Source organism: Vibrio atlanticus (assembly GCF_024347315.1).
Classification (GTDB): domain Bacteria; phylum Pseudomonadota; class Gammaproteobacteria; order Enterobacterales; family Vibrionaceae; genus Vibrio; species Vibrio atlanticus.
This window is the reverse complement of the sequence record NZ_AP025461.1, coordinates 1,463,758-1,480,915: the sequence shown is the minus strand read 5'-3', so window position 1 is coordinate 1,480,915 and position 17,158 is coordinate 1,463,758. Positions and strand designations below refer to the sequence as shown.

15 protein-coding genes are annotated in these 17,158 nt (G+C 41.4%); 11 read left to right on the top strand and 4 right to left on the bottom strand.

Annotated elements, in window-relative coordinates:
- The first annotated feature begins 126 nt into the window (after positions 1-126).
- A complete protein-coding gene (locus OCV30_RS22210; protein WP_065678845.1) occupies positions 127-1,152 on the top strand; it encodes a zinc-binding alcohol dehydrogenase family protein in 1,026 nt (341 codons plus the stop codon).
- A gap of 151 nt (positions 1,153-1,303) precedes the next feature.
- On the opposite strand, the gene OCV30_RS22205 is transcribed toward OCV30_RS22210, so the two are convergent.
- Together OCV30_RS22205 and OCV30_RS22200 are read right to left on the bottom strand one after the other, a co-directional pair.
- Entirely contained in the window at positions 1,304-1,924 is a 621-nt protein-coding gene (locus OCV30_RS22205; protein WP_167351945.1) for a CIA30 family protein, read from the bottom strand.
- Positions 1,925-1,954: 30 nt separating this feature from the next.
- Complete coding sequence (locus OCV30_RS22200; RefSeq protein ID WP_065678843.1) at positions 1,955-2,221, bottom strand: DUF3081 domain-containing protein; 267 nt, start codon at positions 2,219-2,221, stop codon at positions 1,955-1,957.
- Positions 2,222-2,601: 380 nt separating this feature from the next.
- Between OCV30_RS22200 and OCV30_RS22195 the strand changes: the two genes are divergently transcribed.
- The gene (locus OCV30_RS22195) at positions 2,602-3,018 is read left to right on the top strand and encodes a VOC family protein (protein ID WP_009844811.1); all 417 of its coding nucleotides are present in this window, start codon (positions 2,602-2,604) and stop codon (positions 3,016-3,018) included.
- Between the two features lie 166 nt (positions 3,019-3,184).
- On the opposite strand, the gene OCV30_RS22190 is transcribed toward OCV30_RS22195, so the two are convergent.
- Together OCV30_RS22190 and OCV30_RS22185 are read right to left on the bottom strand one after the other, a co-directional pair.
- Positions 3,185-4,084: a DMT family transporter gene (locus tag OCV30_RS22190; RefSeq protein ID WP_065678842.1), complete on the bottom strand. Its 900-nt coding sequence runs from the start codon at positions 4,082-4,084 to the stop codon at positions 3,185-3,187.
- Positions 4,085-4,126: 42 nt separating this feature from the next.
- Entirely contained in the window at positions 4,127-5,101 is a 975-nt protein-coding gene (locus OCV30_RS22185) for a LysR family transcriptional regulator (protein WP_017099806.1), read from the bottom strand.
- 100 nt (positions 5,102-5,201) lie between these two features.
- Between OCV30_RS22185 and OCV30_RS22180 the strand changes: the two genes are divergently transcribed.
- The 9 genes from OCV30_RS22180 (at position 5,202) to OCV30_RS22140 (ending at position 17,154) form a co-directional block, all read left to right on the top strand.
- The gene (locus OCV30_RS22180; protein WP_065678841.1) at positions 5,202-6,554 is read left to right on the top strand and encodes an MATE family efflux transporter; all 1,353 of its coding nucleotides are present in this window, start codon (positions 5,202-5,204) and stop codon (positions 6,552-6,554) included.
- A 242-nt stretch (positions 6,555-6,796) separates the two neighbouring features.
- Positions 6,797-7,042, top strand: coding sequence for a hypothetical protein (locus OCV30_RS22175; RefSeq protein ID WP_009844815.1), 246 nt, complete (start codon positions 6,797-6,799; stop codon positions 7,040-7,042).
- A gap of 379 nt (positions 7,043-7,421) precedes the next feature.
- Entirely contained in the window at positions 7,422-8,426 is a 1,005-nt protein-coding gene (locus tag OCV30_RS22170) for a response regulator (protein WP_017104194.1), read from the top strand.
- A 1-nt stretch (position 8,427) separates the two neighbouring features.
- Positions 8,428-8,865 carry a PAS domain-containing protein gene (locus OCV30_RS22165; RefSeq protein WP_009844817.1) on the top strand — a complete coding sequence of 146 codons (438 nt, stop codon included), beginning with the start codon at positions 8,428-8,430 and terminating at the stop codon, positions 8,863-8,865.
- 858 nt (positions 8,866-9,723) lie between these two features.
- Entirely contained in the window at positions 9,724-10,767 is a 1,044-nt protein-coding gene (locus OCV30_RS22160; RefSeq protein ID WP_004731658.1) for a GMP reductase, read from the top strand.
- A 495-nt stretch (positions 10,768-11,262) separates the two neighbouring features.
- Positions 11,263-12,945, top strand: a complete 1,683-nt coding sequence (locus OCV30_RS22155; RefSeq protein WP_065678839.1) for an N-6 DNA methylase — start codon at positions 11,263-11,265, stop codon at positions 12,943-12,945.
- The gene (locus OCV30_RS22150; protein ID WP_065678838.1) at positions 12,938-15,271 is read left to right on the top strand and encodes a sensor histidine kinase; all 2,334 of its coding nucleotides are present in this window, start codon (positions 12,938-12,940) and stop codon (positions 15,269-15,271) included. Before OCV30_RS22155 ends, OCV30_RS22150 begins: the two co-directional genes overlap by 8 nt.
- The gene (locus OCV30_RS22145; protein WP_065678837.1) at positions 15,261-16,424 is read left to right on the top strand and encodes a hypothetical protein; all 1,164 of its coding nucleotides are present in this window, start codon (positions 15,261-15,263) and stop codon (positions 16,422-16,424) included. Before OCV30_RS22150 ends, OCV30_RS22145 begins: the two co-directional genes overlap by 11 nt.
- The gene (locus OCV30_RS22140) at positions 16,414-17,154 is read left to right on the top strand and encodes a hypothetical protein (protein WP_065678836.1); all 741 of its coding nucleotides are present in this window, start codon (positions 16,414-16,416) and stop codon (positions 17,152-17,154) included. Before OCV30_RS22145 ends, OCV30_RS22140 begins: the two co-directional genes overlap by 11 nt.
- Positions 17,155-17,158 lie beyond the last annotated feature (4 nt).

The window sequence follows — 17,158 nt, the reverse complement described above, 5'->3', positions numbered from 1 at the left end:
CCTCTTCTAAGCTAACTTTATACGCTTAATTATCAAAATATATTTGAAAATCATTCAAATGTTAGACGGTTTATCTAGAGTGAGAATTGACTAAGATTAACTCGTCTAATTCAAGGAGAAAGCACAATGTCAGTACCATCAAAAATGAAAGCTATTGGATTTACTCAGTCATTTGCGATTACAGAGCAAGACAGTTTATTTGAGTTTGAAACGAGTCTGCCAGAACTAAAAAATAATGACTTGCTGGTAAAAGTGAGCGCGACTTCTATCAACCCTGCTGACGCAAAAATTCGTATTCGTAGTGCTAAGGATAAAACACTCGAACAACCTAAAGTGCTGGGCTATGACGCAGTCGGTGAAGTTGTCGGTAAAGGTACAGACGTTGAAGGTTTTGAATTAGGTGACCGTGTTTACTACGCTGGTGACGTCACTCGCATGGGAGCTAACGCGGAATACCAAGCCGTTGATTACCGTATTGCGGCGAAAGCACCAAAGAGCCTTTCTGATGAAGCTGCTGCTGTGATGCCGCTAGCGACACTCACTGCGTGGGAAGCGTTGTTTGACCGCTTGCGTGTTCGTCCTGAAGAGCAAAAGTCGATTCTGATTATTGGTGGCGCTGGTGGCGTAGGTTCAATCACTATTCAATTGGCGAGCCAACTGACTAACCTGACTGTCATTGCGACGGCTTCAAGACCTGAAACCGAGCAGTGGGTAAGGGATATGGGTGCAGACCATGTGGTGAATCACCGTAACTTGGTTGAGTCTGTGCGCGAGCAAGGCATCCAGCATGTCGATTACATTTTTAATGTTGCGGATACCAAAGGGCACTGGGAATCGATGGTGGAGCTGATTGCACCACAAGGCATGATCAGTTCGATTGTGGAATTCGATGGTGGAATTGATTTGTCGGCGCTTCAAGGTAAGTCTGTCGGTTTTGTGTGGGAGCTGATGTTTACCCGTTCACTGTTCAACACAGACGATATCCAGAAGCAACAAGACATCTTATTCCAAGCTGCGAACTTGATTGATGCAGGCCGCATTAAATCGACACTAACGACGACGTTGAATGGTTTTAGTATTGAAACTCTGAAAGATGCGCACCAACGTATTGAAAGCAGTACGTCGATTGGAAAAACAGCCATTAAATATTAATAGTTAATGATTTAGATCTTTGACGGTTTGAAGCATTGATCTTTTGAACGCTTGAATAGAAAGCCCCTGATATCTATCGCGAATCGGTAAGATATCAGGGGCTTTTGTTCGTCTGTGGTTTATTCAGACTTTACCTTATTCCAACAAAGCGTTACTCCGTTTCTTGCGAGGTTTTGAATTGAATCTGAAGTAAGTTTAGCTCGAAGTGCAGAGGCTGTTTGTCTGCAATCAAAAAGCCGATCTGTTTAATGTGTTGAGCTTTAAGCCCCGGAGCTTCGTTGAGTAACCGACCTCTAAACACCGCTTGAAAGTCGTTTAGTCGGAAGGTTTTCTTGAGTTGTTCACCTTTAATTGTCTCAAAGTTGTGCTTGTAGTTGGTCCTGTTTCCATCTATCCACGTTGTGAACCTTAATTGGTAAGTACGACCATCACCCACAAACGTCAACTCTACGCTGTCCGTTTCAGATCTTAGTGTTTCAACAGAGCGATTGATTGAACTGAAGCCACCATTGTTCTCTAACGATAGTTCGCCCTTAAATTGACTCGTCTCGCCATCATGAATAAGACCGCCTGTTGAGATGCCGCCCATCACATTGTCGTTGGTCGCTGTCCAATTCTTCTGTTCGTTCGCTTGTGTAAAATCAATCATATCTATTCCTGCTACAGATACTTGAGACCATAAAAAAGAAAGGCTGAGTATTAGGCACAAAGAAGCGATTCGTTTAGGCAGTAAGTGCGTTTTAAAGTCAGTTTCGTGCATGATTTTATCCATTAGTTATTAGGGCGTGTTGACCTTTCGTACTTATGGAGAAGGCTCTGTAGCAAGCATAGTCAGACAACGGTTGATGAAGTCTTCATAATTCGACGCTTTGTCGTATTCGATTTTTAATGAACCGTGGAACATCAGGGTTATCGTAACGTCTCTGTAGCTTAGCCAACAGTTGTAACCGTCGTAATCGTGCCAAGCAAACATCTCACCTAATTGATATTTATTGTCCAGCTGTTCGCCCGTTGAACGAAGGTAATCGAACACTCTGAGAAATTCTTTGATGGTAATTCTGCTGTCCATGTATCACTCCCGCTACGCAGTCGACTAAAAAATGCTAAGTGCTTGTATTTCAATTAACTACGGTTTGGTTCTGCATTGCGATCACTGAGGGGAGGCCTGTATACAACATCCATTTCATCGGTTCACTTTGTGGAAGGTGTGGTTTGGAGAGAACACCTCCCATAAAGTCACTGGTATTAAGTACAAAGAACATAATACGAGGCAAGAGAGTTACATTGGATTAGGTCGTCTAAACTCAAAGTTTGTATGTAGTCAAAGCAGAGCCATTTGGACTCTAAAGACGTTCTCGAAAATAAACGTAAATTAGTTCTTTACCTCAACTTAACTTGAGGTATTAGGATATGCAACGTTGCTTAAGAGAATACTTTAAGGAGAGAAGAATGATCCAACTTGAACATGTAAATTTAGTGGTTAAAGATATCCCAGAGATGCTGACTTTCTATAAAGCAGCTTTCCCTCACTGGTATGTGCGTGATGAAGGGCAAGGCGAATGGTCTGGCAAGCCACGTAACTGGCTACATTTTGGTGATGAATACCAATACATCGCGTTGAGCGATCACGGCGAAGGAGAAAACAGAGATTTGGCTGGGCATTCTGTCGGTCTCGCGCATTTTGCTTATGTAACCAACAATATCGAGAGCGTGATTGAACGCCTTATTGATGCGGGTTTCCCAATTGCTAAACCTGGAGCTGAAGAACCTTATCGCAAAAACGTTTACTTTGTTGATCCTGCGGGCTTTGAAATCGAGTTCGTTGAATACCTGAGCGATGATCCCAAGCTACGCAACGCCACGTAGTAGAACTCGCAATCGAGTTGATGTGCTAGAGCGAGATTGTTCGAAATAAAACGTCTAAGAAAGGGTGCTAGGAAGACTCACAGAAAAGGGCATTGTGGAATATTCCGCAATGCCCTTTTTATATCTATTAGCTGATTGGCTAGCTGATATTTACTCTGCTAGTCGCTTACTTAGCTTTAAACGGTACTAACAGTTGTTTGCCAAACACATTGATCAAGGCTCCTGTTACGATCAGGCCACCACCTAGGTAAGTCCAAACTGATGGAATCTCATTGAAGATCCACACGCCTAACAACGCTGAGAATACGATTTGAACGTATGAGTAAGCAGAAGCTTTACCGGCAGCTTGAGTTTGCATCGCTTTGGTTAAACCGTATTGGCCTATCTGAGTGAAAATCCCGACCAGAACCAACATAACGGTTAAGAATAAGCTCGGCCATACAAAGTCGTTCCAGATCAGGGCTGTTGAGATTGGAAGAGCAACCAGCGGGAAATAGAAGATGATCACCGAGCTATCTTCAGTTTGGCTAAGCTTTCTCACAATTACATAAGCAATTGAGCTACCAAACGCGCCCAATAACGCCACCATAATGCTGAACATGGGTAATTCACTGTTTGCGCCACTGTTCATGCTTGGTTGTACCATCACCAGCAATCCCGCGAGGCAGAATGCTATGCAGATCATGGTCGACTTTTGCACGCGCTCTTTTAAGAACAACACGCCAAGCAACGCGGTAAACACGGGATGTACGTATTGCAGGATAGTTGCTTCTGCTAACGGAAGAGTGGTTACAGCGTAGTAAACACACATTAACGCCGCAGTACCGACAGCACCACGCACGAACAAGAGTGGTTTGTTATTACCCCAGATCGAAATGCCTTTTCGTTTTACGTCGATGTAGCTGATGATCAAAGACACCAAAGCCCTTGCTGCAACGATTTCAAAGACAGGTATCCCGTAGTTGCTGATGTATTTCACACAAGCAGACATCAGTGCGAACCCAAAAGCGGAGAGAATCATGAACCTAACCCCAACAGGGATCATTGAAACAGAGAAAGAAGGCATAAAAATATCAATCGGGTGAGGGAAGGGGAATCATAGCTTAATTTAAGAGAGTCGACCAAAGCCTTTGTCTTGCTCAATTACACCAAACCATTGATATTGCTGTGCGAGTGATTTCAGCAACTCAATCTCTTTGGCTGTCTCTTCCCTCAGCCATTCAATAAGGTCATTGATGATAGGCGTGTGTGTACGCTGGTGCATGAAGTAAGTCCAAGCACTGTGTTGAATCTTTGCATCCTTAGGGCAGTACAAGAAGCCCCGTTGTAGATCCTGTAAAACCAACAGTAAATCCGTCACCGTGACGCCTTCACCTGACAAGCAAGCACTGAGTGCCATATCCAAAGACAAGAAGCTGGTATTTCTAACGGGCTTTTTCGGTGGGAACTCGACATCAGCCAGCCACACTTTCCAGTCGTGATGATCTAAGGTCGGGTGGAGTCTTGGTAAGGTTAAGAGCGAATCGAGGTCAGTATCTTTGTTCGTTAAACTAGTCGAACAGACCGGCGCCATAAACTCTTCACGTAAGAAGGTGATGTTAGGTGCCTTGTCATAGCGTTTTTTGAAGCGCGTGTGAAAGATCAGCAGGTCATATTCGCTGCTGTTGATCGATTCGTCTTCCTCAATCACAGGCACAATGACGATTTCATAATCTTGATAACGCTCGTTTAATTCCCGTACTTTAGAGATCAATACGCGCGTCGCGAAACTCAAAGTCGCTTTGATCACAATACGTTTCTGCTTTGGCTCGCCCCAAGAAGCAATAACCGTTTCGACATTGGCATAGCTTTCACGTAAAGCCACATACAAATCGTGACCTTGTTCTGTTAGTTCAATCGCTCGATGCTTACGAATAACCAATGATGCGTTTAACTCATCTTCAAGCTGTTTAATCTGACGGCTGATCGCACTTTGTGTCACATGCAGTTCATCGGCGGCCAACGTAAAGCTCATCAGCCTTGCAGCAGCTTCGAAGGCTTTTAAGCCATTATGGGATGATGGCAAGCTAGGATATGGGGTCATAATTCGTTCGCATGAGTTTATGGAATGTTAGAGTCGCAAATTTATCAATTGAACGCCAGCTTCATCGATCGTATTTTGGGCGAAATTACCTGAGGCGCTCATGAAAAAAATACTCACTCTTGCATTCCCTTTGATCATTTCACAGCTAATCTCTATGGCGTTAGTCCTTACTGATGTTTGGATGATGTCGCGTATCAGTGTGTCAGCCCTTGCGGCTGGTGGCTTAGGCGCCTCTATCTACTTTTTCATCTTTATTATTGCGAGCAGCACCGTGGGGTGTGTCGCGAACTTGATTGCGATCGCTTACGGTCAGCGCGTAGCTCGCCCTGAGTTTGGTAATACACAAATCAGATTGGCGGTGAAAGGCGCAACCATGTTGGCATTCGTGCTCAGCGTGACCTTAATGGCTAGCTTCTGGTTTGCTCCGTTGGTATTAGAAGCAGCCAAACAGCCACCAGAAGTGATCACTTTAGCCATGGAATATGTCCATGCTTTGAAGTGGGTGATGTTGCCTTCGCTTATCTTGTTGGTACTTCGTGGCTTAACCAGTGCGTTTGGCAATGTGCGTTCTATTCTGGTGATGTCGATAATCACAGTGATCCTGAATGTGCCAGTGAGTTACTTCCTAACCTTCCAATTAGACATGGGCTTAACGGGGCTTGGGTTAGGCACGGCTATCGCGGCATTCATCGTGATGGTTGGATACACAGTGTGGGTGTTTAAACGTGACGAGTTCAAGCAATTCGCCCCTTGGTTAAATACCGAAGAGTACTCTATTAAGCTGATGAGCCCTTTATTAATGATGGGTTTACCTATTGGGCTAGCGGCTTTACTTGAGCATGGCCTTATATACGGTGGGACTCTGATGGCGGGGACGATCAGTATTGCTTCGTTAGCACTACATCAAATCCTGCTGCAATGCTTAAGCTTTACGTGGAACTTCAATTTCGGTTTATCACAAGCAGCGGCGATTTTGGTTGGCCGTGATTTCGGTGCCGGTAATTACGAAGGCATCAAAAGAACTTCGATTCTGAGTTTTATATTGGTTTCAGTTTTGAGCGTAGCCTTGTCTGCCGTGTTCATCATCTGGCCGGAAATGATCGCGTCTCTCTTCAAGCTCGACGATGGTACGGGCGCAATGACTTCGCTATTGGCCTCTGTTATTTGGGTGGTTGCGTTGTGCTTTATTGTCGATGCATGGCAGTTGCTCGCAATTAACTTGTTAAGAGGCATGAAGATTGTCTCTATGCCAACGGTAATGACAGCCATTGGCTACTGGGTATTTGGTTTGCCTGCGGCTTGGTATTTGATGTCTAAGTTTGAATTGGCAGGAATCTGGGGCGGAATCGGTGTTGGTTTAGGTGTGACAGGTATTCTGCTGCTTATCCAGCTGATGCGTGTCATTCAAAAGAATAGTAAGTCTCCGGATCTCTCGACTCATGCTTATTCGTGATCTGCTTGTGATGCTCGCCTTTACCATGAAACCTTGAACGATGAACTTTGTAATACTGACCAAAAACTATCAATGACCAGTTACCAATTTCTAATTACCAACAATGGGCTATCAGCTATCAGCTATCAGGTAAAAGCCCTGAATTGCGTAGTTCGTAATGTAGACCTTGGTCTTACAGAAACCGTAAGCAAAGGTAGCTAGAATGATTTAAGTCGCTCACCGTTTTATCAAGGAAAATACAAATGGAAGTTGGATTGTTTTGGGCTGAGAAAGGAATGCTGGTACTTGGTGCATTGTTTGTTTTGACGAGCATGATGCAGTACGGAAGACGCAGTAGTGATTGGAAAGGCGTGATTACGATGTTTTATAAGCGTATCCCAATGAATATTGCGGAATACAAATGGTACCGTCTGGGCATCGCTTTACTGGTGTTTGCTGTGGTTATTCGTTTCGCATTACTGATTCTATGGCCTACATATCAGTTTTAGCTCCCTTGTACTCATTATGTAAAACGGATAAACGTCAACCAGATAAACGCGTAGTAGGCGAGCAACACGTCTAGGCGATCAATATGTATGGCTGTTTCGTGAATCGGCAAGTTGAGCCTTAATAGGCTACTTAATAAGGCTGTTATTCTATAAGTTATCGCAGTCATTTCATGGAATAGTGCAATTACTTTATAAAAAGGCTTGTTACTATCTCTGTAGCATATTGTTTTTCATAAAGAATAATCAGAGATAATCGAATATCCGCTTTTCCCATCAATCTGATTAATAATCTACATATAAATTCATTCACCCCGTACCTGATACGATAATGATCTGTTACACTCCTCGAAATTAGCTTTAATTTGTCGGTGGTGCATTTATGTCGTTCCCAGTTCTTATATGTGATGATTCTGCATTAGCAAGGAAGCAGATGGCTCGATCACTGCCTAGTTCTCTAAATGCAGATATAACTTTTGCTGTTCATGGGCTTAATGCACTTGAAGAGTTAGCTCAAAACCAGTTTAAACTGATGTTCCTCGACTTGACCATGCCAGAGCTAGATGGCTATGGCACATTGGAAGAGATGCAACGCTTAGGTGATAACACACCTGTTGTCGTTGTTTCCGGTGACATCCAACCAAAAGCGCAGCAGAGGGTCATGGATCTTGGTGCTAAAGCGTTTTTACAAAAACCGATCGATAAAGAAGCGTTAAAAGGCATTTTACGTGAACTTGTTGAGCCGCCAACGCAGCCTCAGATGGTTACCCCTACCGCTTTAGATCTCCCAATACTACGCAGACGCGATATCTACATGGAAGTGGCGAACGTAGCAATTGGCCGCGCCGCCGATGCACTGGCGCGCCATTTTGATGTATTTGTCCATTTACCACTACCGAACGTGAATATTTTGGAAGTGAGTGAATTGCACATGGCACTTCGCGACTTAGCAGACAACGACCAAGTGTCGGGTGTTTGCCAAGGCTTTAGCGGAGAAGGTATTGCGGGTGAAGCGTTAGTCTTGCTGAGTGATTCCAGTGTGAGCGATCTTAAAAAGCTCATGAAGGTGCCAACAGAAAGCGAACAGTTAGAAGAACTAGAGCTGTTGATGGATGTATCTAACATCCTTGTGGGTTCATTCCTGAATGGGTTAGGTGAGCAGTCAGAAGTTCGTTTCTTCCAGAGCTCTCCGGTGTTGCTGGGTCAACACATCTCAATCGATTCCGTTATTGAAAATACCGGCGGCTCATTCAAGAAAACGATGACTTTCGAAGTCAGCTATAACATAGACGGCACTTCAATCCGTTGTGACCTTCTATTCATGTTTGTTGATGAATCTTTGCCACTTCTAGATAATAAATTGGCCTACCTAATGGAGGAGTTTTAATATGTTGAATCTTCCTGCTGAATTTGAACAGTTCCACTGGATGGTGGACATGGTTCAGAACGTCGACATGGGGCTGGTGGTTATTAATCGCGATTTTGAGGTGCAAGTTTGGAATGGCTTCATGACTCACCATAGCGGTAAGCAATCACATGATGCTATCGGTAAGTCGATCTTTGAGTTATTCCCTGAAATCCCAGAAGAGTGGTTTAGGCTGAAAACCAAGCCAGTCTATGATTTAGGTTGTCGCAGCTTTATTACATGGCCACAAAGACCTTACCTGTTCAAGTGCCGCAATGTTCGCCCTGTTACTCAACAAGCTGATTTCATGTACCAGAACGTGACGCTAAACCCGATGCGTTCGCCTACTGGACAAATCACGTCATTGTTCTTGTCGATTCAAGATGCGACGGCAGAAGCGTTAAGCGCTCAAAAGAATTAGCACCTGTCTTAATTCGATACTCAATAGCTTGTAAAGAACAATTCAAAACATCGAATAAAAATGGCTAAGGTTAATTACCTTAGCCATTTTTTTGCTTTCTATTCTTCAAATCTAATCTTTCCCCTAGCTTTTCACGTTAACCAATTCTCTTTTTCCATGCGCTTTACTGAATGTTTTAGGTTACATGAACGAAAGGGCAGCCACGAAATGTGCTTTCGGCGCGGCAATGCTACGGGTTAATAGAAACTGGATTTATAAAGTTTGAGTTTGAAAGCTTCATTTAATGGAGTGCGAGGGCAGAATTATCAAACCCAAGTGAGTATTGGCCTCTAGATTGAGTCGTTATCACTCTACTTTTCCAATTGACCGCAAAACAAAAACGTCACCAGATTGGCCAATTTGGTCGAAAACAGATAAAAATTGGAAAATAATCGAATTTATTTAAGAAAAAAGGCATTTTTTTGTTGGAGAAAAGTGTGGTTTTTATGTGATTTCGAGGCACTTTCTTCACATTATTGCTTTATGAGGGCGATATTACGTGAAATATGAAGGAAAACGATTGCGCAATAAACCGACAGCGTTTGCGTAATTGGTTCGCTAAGTTATTAATTAGTAAGAATTTAGTGGGGAAGTGTTACTTGGGAGCTTTTACCAGATATGGAATCTTTGAGAGGATAGCATAAAAAAAAGTGAAATATCAGACTTGCTGTTACTAAATCACGACCTATAATGCTGAAAACCGGAGCGTCTGCCAACGCTCCGGTTTTTTTGTGTCCGAAGAAAAGTAAACTCGTCTGCCAACGGTTTTACTACGCATTTCGCGAGAGACACATAATTTTATGAATCAAGGAAAACACCATGCGTATCGAACAAGAACTTAAGTTAGGTTTCAAAGATGTACTCTTCCGTCCGAAGCGTTCTACCCTTAAAAGCCGTTCTCAAGTTGAATTAACCCGCGATTTTACATTCAAGCATAGCGGTCGTCAATGGTCTGGTACTCCAGTAATTGCAGCGAACATGGATTCGGTAGCAAGCTTTGAAATGGCAGCTGCTCTAGCAGAGCACGGTGTTATGACTGCAGTACACAAGCACTACACAGTAGAGCAGTGGGCTGAGTTTGCTAAAACAGCAGACAAGAAAACTCTGAACAACGTTTTTGTATCAACAGGTACATCTGAAGCTGAGTTCGAGAAAGTTAAGAAGATCATGGCGCTTAGCGAAGAGTTTGTATTTATCTGTATTGATATCGCTAACGGCTACTCAGAGCACCTTGTTGAGTTCGTACAGAAAGTACGTGCTGAATTCCCGACTAAAGTTATCTCAGCGGGTAACGTTGTAACGGGTGACATGGTTGAAGAGCTAATCCTAGCTGGCGCAGACATTGTTAAGGTTGGTATCGGCCCTGGTTCAGTTTGTACTACACGTGTTAAAACAGGCGTAGGTTACCCTCAACTTTCTGCAATCATCGAGTGTGGCGACGCGGCACACGGCCTTGGCGGCATGATCATCGGTGACGGTGGCTGTTCATGTGCGGGTGACGTATCTAAAGCGTTCGGCGGCGGTGCTGACTTCGTAATGCTAGGCGGCATGCTAGCAGGTCACTCTGAGTCAGGCGGTGAAGTAGTAGAGCAAGACGGTAAGCAATACATGAAGTTCTACGGCATGTCTTCACAGTCGGCTATGGACAAGCACTCAGGTGGTGTTGCTAAGTACCGTGCTGCGGAAGGTAAAACTGTTTTACTTCCATACCGTGGTTCTGTTCATTACACGATTTCTGACATCCTTGGTGGTGTACGTTCAACTTGTACATACGTAGGCGCAGCAAAGCTTAAAGAGCTAACTAAGCGTACGACTTTCATCCGTGTGCAAGAGCAAGAGAACAACGTATTCGGTAAAGAGTAATCTGAACGAGTTCGAATAGTTTGAAAATCAAGAGTCGCTTTTTAGCGGCTCTTTTTTTTGGGGATTTACGTCTGAACCATTTGGATTTTACATGGATGTTATTAAGTACTGGCTTCCCGATGGGAAGCCGAAATTATCGAGTCGTGATACAAAAAGACCACTATGTAGTGGGGACGTATCAAGACCGGAAGTTATATATTTTATTGTTTGGTGGAGAGCCCAAGCACCATCAGATTAAAGGCCTTGAACAAGATGGGAAAAACAATGTGTTTGGGTTGTTTTGATGTGGTAAATGGGGCTGTGTATCGAGTAATGATTTATTGTTTTTAAATTTTATTCAAATACATATGCTTTAAGTTGTTGTTTTTTATTGCTTTGTTTTAATTTTGTTCTCGAGTTATTAATGGGGAATATGTTCAAGTTGTTGAAGATATAAGGTAAAATGAGCGTAACATTAGAATTTGGGATAGCCCAGTTCGTAAAGGAAAAACAAAAATGAATCCGCACTCATTGCCTAAGAAAAGAGAGCTTGGAGCTTACTATACACCACCCGAGCTAAGCCAAATTCTTGTAGATTGGGCGATAACAAGACCAGAAGAAACAATTTTAGAGCCTAGTTTTGGAGGGTGTGGTTTTTTCGATAGCTGTATCAAACGATTGCAGGCCATAAACTGTGGCTCTCCAGATCAACAACTTTATGGTGTTGATATAGATAAACACGCTTTTGATATTTTAAGTCAGAAATTTGGGCGTGTTGTTGATACAAAAAAGCGCTTTATCAAAAGTGACTTTATTTCAGTTCAACCTGAAGATTTTTTGACGAACAAATTTGATGTTGTGCTTGGCAATCCTCCTTATGTTTCAATGCACAATATGACAAAAGAGCAGCGTGAGTCTTGTGACAAAATTTTGCAAGCCTCTCCTTTCTCTGACGTAACTATGGGGCGTAATGCAAGCTTATGGGCATTTTTCCTGTTACATAGCCTGTCATTTATTAAAGAAGGCGGTCGAGTTGCTTGGGTTTTACCAAGTAGCTTGCTACATGCTGACTATGCTAAGAACCTCATTGAAATCCATCAGAAGCACTTCAAGAGCGTAAAGCTTATTAAATTAGCAGAGCGCTTTTTTAGAAGCGAAGGGGCTAAAGAAACATCAATTATTCTTATTGCTGATGGTTTTAGCTCAGCTAAAATCAACAATGGCGGTGTTTCTGTCGATTACGTTGATACATTAGAAGAGTTAACGTTGAGTCTGACTGAAGATGTTACAAACACAGCTTTTAACTTCGGAAAGTATAAGCTTGATCTACTGCCCCAATGTGTAAAAGAAGTGTATGAATCTTTATCTTCAAAAAGATACGCACATCCACTTAGCCAGTACTTAGACATAAAAATAGGTATGGTTACTGGTGCCAACAAGTACTTTATCATCGACAAAAAAACAGTAGATAAATACAACCTTCCAGAAGAATGCTTGAGGCCAGTAGTAGGCCGTTTCCCCTCATTTATTGGAGTGAAACATTCTGTTCTAAGACAACGAGCCATCCAAAAAAACAATAAACGAGCTTACTTGGTACATGCAACGCCAGAACAAATGCAGGACACATCTAGTCCTGTAAGTCAGTACTTGTCACAGATCACAGCTAAAGAGATTGAAGATAATCGCACTTTTAAAAAGCGACCTCATTGGTTTGCTCCTGATGACAATATAATCTCCGACGCGTTTATGTCTTATATGATTCACCTTGGCCCAAGAATGGTGATCAACCAAGGAAAGATTAACTGCACTAACTCAATACATAAAATATTTTTTCATGATAAGAAAATGGGTGCAGATGAAAAATTAGCTATTGCAGTGTCGCTACTTTCTAGCTATTCACAACTTTCTGCTGAATTAGAAGGGCGAGCATACAGTTCCGGCGTGCTGAAGATAGAGCCAAGTGCAGGTCGAAAAATAGAGATCCTGTTAACGGATGAATGTGTAAGTGAATTTAAACGAGCTGTTCCCGAAATAGAAATATATATCAAAAAAAATTCAATGGATGAGGTTACGGCTATTGTCGATAACATTCTTATAAAAAGTAATCTTGTAACTAAAGAGCAGTGTGAACAGTTGATTAAGGGTGCTCATTTCTTGAGAAAAGAGCGCTATAAGGGAGTTAAAAGCTACAATGAGTAATAAATCAGAGCTCAGGAAAGAGTTGGCTAAGTTAGTTGAAAGCGATGATTCAGCGTTAGACTATGGCAAAATTTTAGATGTTGCATCCCAATTGTCTGTACATGATGAAGATAACGTGCGCTTTACTGTTGATGGAAACCTTGTTAAGCGTCTTGGTGAGCAGTTGGTGGCAAAAAAGACAACTGCTCTTAGTGAGCTGATTAAAAATGCTTATGATGCTGAAGCTACGACAGTTGATGTGATTTTTGAACGTACTGAACATATTGGCGGGAAGATTACTATTTTAGATAATGGTAATGGGATGAGTAAAGAAGCTTTAATTAAAGGCTTTATGACTATTAGTACGTCTGAAAAAGAAGACTATCCTGTATCCCCTACCTACAAACGAGCCAGAGCTGGCCGGAAAGGTATTGGACGATTTTCTGCTCAGAAAATTGGACATAATTTAAGAATTATTACTCGAACATCAATAGAGTGTCCGTACTTGATAATTGATATAGATTGGAAGAGTTATCAAGCAAAATCCAATCTACTTTCGATTTCTAATTCAATTAGAGAAAGTTGGGAAGATCATGGTTTTGAAAAGGGTACAAAGCTAGAAATATCCAATACTAGAGAAGTATGGAATGAACTTAATCACTCTACGACTTTTAAGTATATTAGTGCAGTTGTAAAGAGTGCCCCACAAGCTTTACCGTCAGGTGTTATTGACCCTGGCTTCAAACCTCGTTTTTATACGCTCGTGCCAATTTCTGGGGAGCTACTTGAGTTTAAGAGTGATGATACCGAGTTTTTGAGCGAGGCTGATGCTCTTATCTCTGCAGAAATAACAAATGAAGGTAAGATTCAAGTAACTATTAAAGGTATTAAAGATGCTAAACTTGAAGATTCATTCCCCCTTCCCGAAATAAGAAGCAAAGCTCTTCAACAAGCTAACTTTAGGTTCAGCGCTCACTATTTCACATTATCGAGATCAAGTTCAAGAAAGCACCTAAGTTCATATACTAATGAAAATGGTGGAATCAAGCTATATAGGAATGGGTTTTATGTAGCTCCGTATGGTAGTCGATACGATGATTGGCTAGGACTCGATGACTCAGTTCGTCGACGCAAAATTCTACCACCACACTCTAATACAAACTTCGTTGGAAGTATTGATATTGTAAATATCGATGGTAAGTTATTTGATGAAACATCATCTCGTGAAGGCTTAATTGAAAATGCTCATTTTGAAGAGCTGCGAGTAACTGCATATGAAGTTATAACAAGTGCTGTACGGCGTATTGCTTCTGCTCGTGGTAAAAAAGTAACATCGAGTCAGCAAGGCTTTAAACCTAAACCTCCTACAACAGAAGAAAAATTAGAAGCAACAAATGAGCAACTAACTAGTGTGATTTCTGGTTTAGATAGTTCTGTAGACTCGCCTGATATTGATGAAAATCAATCCACATTTGATTTATTCTCCGAGCCATCCTCGCTACCAACCTCTGGTATCGATAAAGCAACAGCAGATACTTTAAAAGAAACATTTGAAGAACAACAAAAACTAATTAGAGAACTAATTGATGAGAAGAATATGTATAGGGTCCTCTCATCTACAGGGTTAGCAATAGCGGAGTTTACTCATGAAATTCAACTATATCTAAATGCGTTGACGCTAAATGGTAAACAGTTAAAAAGAGCGGTTTCGGACAATGCACCAGCATTGAAGTCAGCAACGAAAATTGACTCAAATATTAAAATGCTTGTTTCATATTCTGACTTTTTTACAAGTACGATCCAGAATAATTCAAATAGAGTCAAAGAGCCACTAGAATTAAGAGAAGTCGTTAAAGCATTTTTTTCGGCTATGGAGCCGTCTTTAAAGCGTCGGTCATATCAATTAGTAACTGACTTTGCTGGCGATGACTTCTGGACGAAAGCGATCCATATTTCTGAAATATCCTCAGTCCTTATGAATTTGTTTACAAATGCTTGTAAGGCTATAATTCGATGTAATAGACCTCAAGGAAAATTAAAACTGACTCTTACCTCTACAGAAGATGATCATGTTTTACGCTTTGAGGACAATGGTGATGGTATTCCTCCGGAAAATTGGGGTAAAGTATTTAACCCTCTATTTACGACTGAACTTTCCGGTGGGGCATATGTAAATGAAGATATTCAGATGAAAGGGATGGGACTCGGTTTAACTATAACACAAGAAATTGTTGATGGTTTTGATGGAGAGATAAGTGTTGTTGAACCAACAGAAAAATACAGTACTTGTATTCAAGTAGTTATTCCTAGAGCAAATGAACGTGAGATTCCAGAAGATGTCTATTAACTATCTTTATATCGATGATGATAAAACGAGCGACTTAGAAGAACTAATTGCTGAGCTCGAGTACCACTCTGATTCTAATCTGAGTATAACTCATATTCAAACCCGTCCTATGAAAGAAGTTCAAAGTATATTCTTGGAGGGTAAGTTTGATGGGTTTATTATTGACCAAAGACTTGATGCTGCTAATGAGCGAGAGGAAGTAGCAGGATATTGGGGTACTTCATTAGCACAGAACCTTAGAACTGAAATGATCGGAGGTCATGTCCCACATGCGCCAATTGTTTTATTATCTAATGAAGAAGTATTTGTTCAATATTTTAATAAAGACGAAAGTGCTCATAACTTATTTGATTTCACTTTGGGGAAAACAGCTGTCTCGAAATGTGAACGATTTGCCCATCAAGCAAGCCATATTCTTTTAGGGTTGGCTGATGCTTATCATATAGCAAATAATGAAGTTCAACCTCGAGTTAGTAGAGAAAAAAACATAGAACGCTTATTGGAACCATTATTACGATGGGATAGTAAGGCTTTTAAATACTCAGATAAACGATTTATCGAGCATGTCAACGCAAAGATACACGACCCACATACGTTAATTTCTCTTATTTTAAATTCTTTAGTACGAAGTAGCGGAATGCTGGTGACCGAAAAGGTGCTAGCAACCCGGCTAGGTATTGATATTGAACAGTCATCAGACTGGGAGTCTCTTAAAATATTGTTAGAAGAAGCAAAGTATCAAGGCGTGTTTGCATCAATAAAAGAACGTTGGTGGTTTTCGCGACTCGAAGATTGGTGGTATGACAATAATATACATAAGAATGTTTTACGTGCTTTAACTGCTAGTGAAAGAGTTGAAGCAATTAAAGTATTTACCGGACTACATAATTTAGTTGAGATTTCTCCCAAATATAAGAATGGAAAACAAAGTGAGAAATTTTGGGTTAACTGTATAGCATCTGATACTCCCTTGGACCCTGCGGATGCATTATTAGTTAGTAAACCAGATCTGATGCCGTGGGAAGTACCTCTTTATTTAGACCCTCAGACTACTCATGATAGAGAGTGCGATCGAGCTAAATACAAGGTGCATTCTGATCACCAGAAGAAGGTTAAAGCTTTATACTGGAGGTTAACAAGAAGTGGCGAGTAAACCTCAGTTGCTAGAAAACGTTGGTAATCTAACAAAATTGATAGAAGCTAGTGACTATGAGATTTTGGCTGATACAGGACCTCTTTATCAACTAAAGAGCACATTGGAACGTTCAGACTTTCCTAGTGGGCTTAAGTACAGTTTGATTGATTTAAAGTTTGACAATGTGTCTGAAGGTCAGTTTATTTCTGGTAATTGGGATGCCGACTCACTTGAAGTTAAGCTTCACTTAGATATTCAAATGGACGCAAATCAGCCTTTCAAATATGGGAATGTTAAAGAGGCTCTAGTTGAGATTGATTATGAAGCATTGACTGAAGACGGTGAAATTGCTCGCGGAGCATGGCACTTGGATTTTCACCATCACACTACAGGGCAACCGAATTTTATTCATCCGAGGTATCACATCCATCATGGCGGAAGGAGAATAAAAGAGAATACTGAAAACTATGGAGAGTTAGTCTTACTCGATGCTCCAAGGCTGCAACACCCTCCTCTTGACTTGTTTTTGGCTTTTGACATGGTGCTAACCAATTTTTTTGAACGTCGAATTTGGCAGAACTTCAGAGAAGATACAACATATCAAGCAATTATTAAGTCTTCACATGAACATTGGTGGAAAGATTATTATGGCCAGATTGCCGATTACTGGAAGTTTCAAACTAATGGTGTCTCTGATGTTCAAAAGCGGAAAGATGCCCAGCAAGAAAATCCATATCTAATTGTTTGATTTT

Bases quoted from the DNA above. Each gene is read 5' to 3' on its own strand.
- OCV30_RS22165 (WP_009844817.1), top strand. From the start codon at position 8,428: ATGTTGAATCTTCCTGCTGAATTTGAACAGTTCCACTGGATGGTGGAC.
- OCV30_RS22150 (WP_065678838.1), top strand. From the start codon at position 12,938: ATGAGTAATAAATCAGAGCTCAGGAAAGAGTTGGCTAAGTTAGTTGAA.
- OCV30_RS22200 (WP_065678843.1), bottom strand. From the start codon at position 2,221: ATGGACAGCAGAATTACCATCAAAGAATTTCTCAGAGTGTTCGATTAC.
- OCV30_RS22155 (WP_065678839.1), top strand. From the start codon at position 11,263: ATGAATCCGCACTCATTGCCTAAGAAAAGAGAGCTTGGAGCTTACTAT.
- OCV30_RS22175 (WP_009844815.1), top strand. From the start codon at position 6,797: ATGGAAGTTGGATTGTTTTGGGCTGAGAAAGGAATGCTGGTACTTGGT.
- OCV30_RS22145 (WP_065678837.1), top strand. From the start codon at position 15,261: ATGTCTATTAACTATCTTTATATCGATGATGATAAAACGAGCGACTTA.
- OCV30_RS22160 (WP_004731658.1), top strand. From the start codon at position 9,724: ATGCGTATCGAACAAGAACTTAAGTTAGGTTTCAAAGATGTACTCTTC.
- OCV30_RS22195 (WP_009844811.1), top strand. From the start codon at position 2,602: ATGATCCAACTTGAACATGTAAATTTAGTGGTTAAAGATATCCCAGAG.
- OCV30_RS22180 (WP_065678841.1), top strand. From the start codon at position 5,202: ATGAAAAAAATACTCACTCTTGCATTCCCTTTGATCATTTCACAGCTA.
- OCV30_RS22190 (WP_065678842.1), bottom strand. From the start codon at position 4,084: ATGCCTTCTTTCTCTGTTTCAATGATCCCTGTTGGGGTTAGGTTCATG.
- OCV30_RS22185 (WP_017099806.1), bottom strand. From the start codon at position 5,101: ATGACCCCATATCCTAGCTTGCCATCATCCCATAATGGCTTAAAAGCC.
- OCV30_RS22205 (WP_167351945.1), bottom strand. From the start codon at position 1,924: ATGGATAAAATCATGCACGAAACTGACTTTAAAACGCACTTACTGCCT.
- OCV30_RS22210 (WP_065678845.1), top strand. From the start codon at position 127: ATGTCAGTACCATCAAAAATGAAAGCTATTGGATTTACTCAGTCATTT.
- OCV30_RS22170 (WP_017104194.1), top strand. From the start codon at position 7,422: ATGTCGTTCCCAGTTCTTATATGTGATGATTCTGCATTAGCAAGGAAG.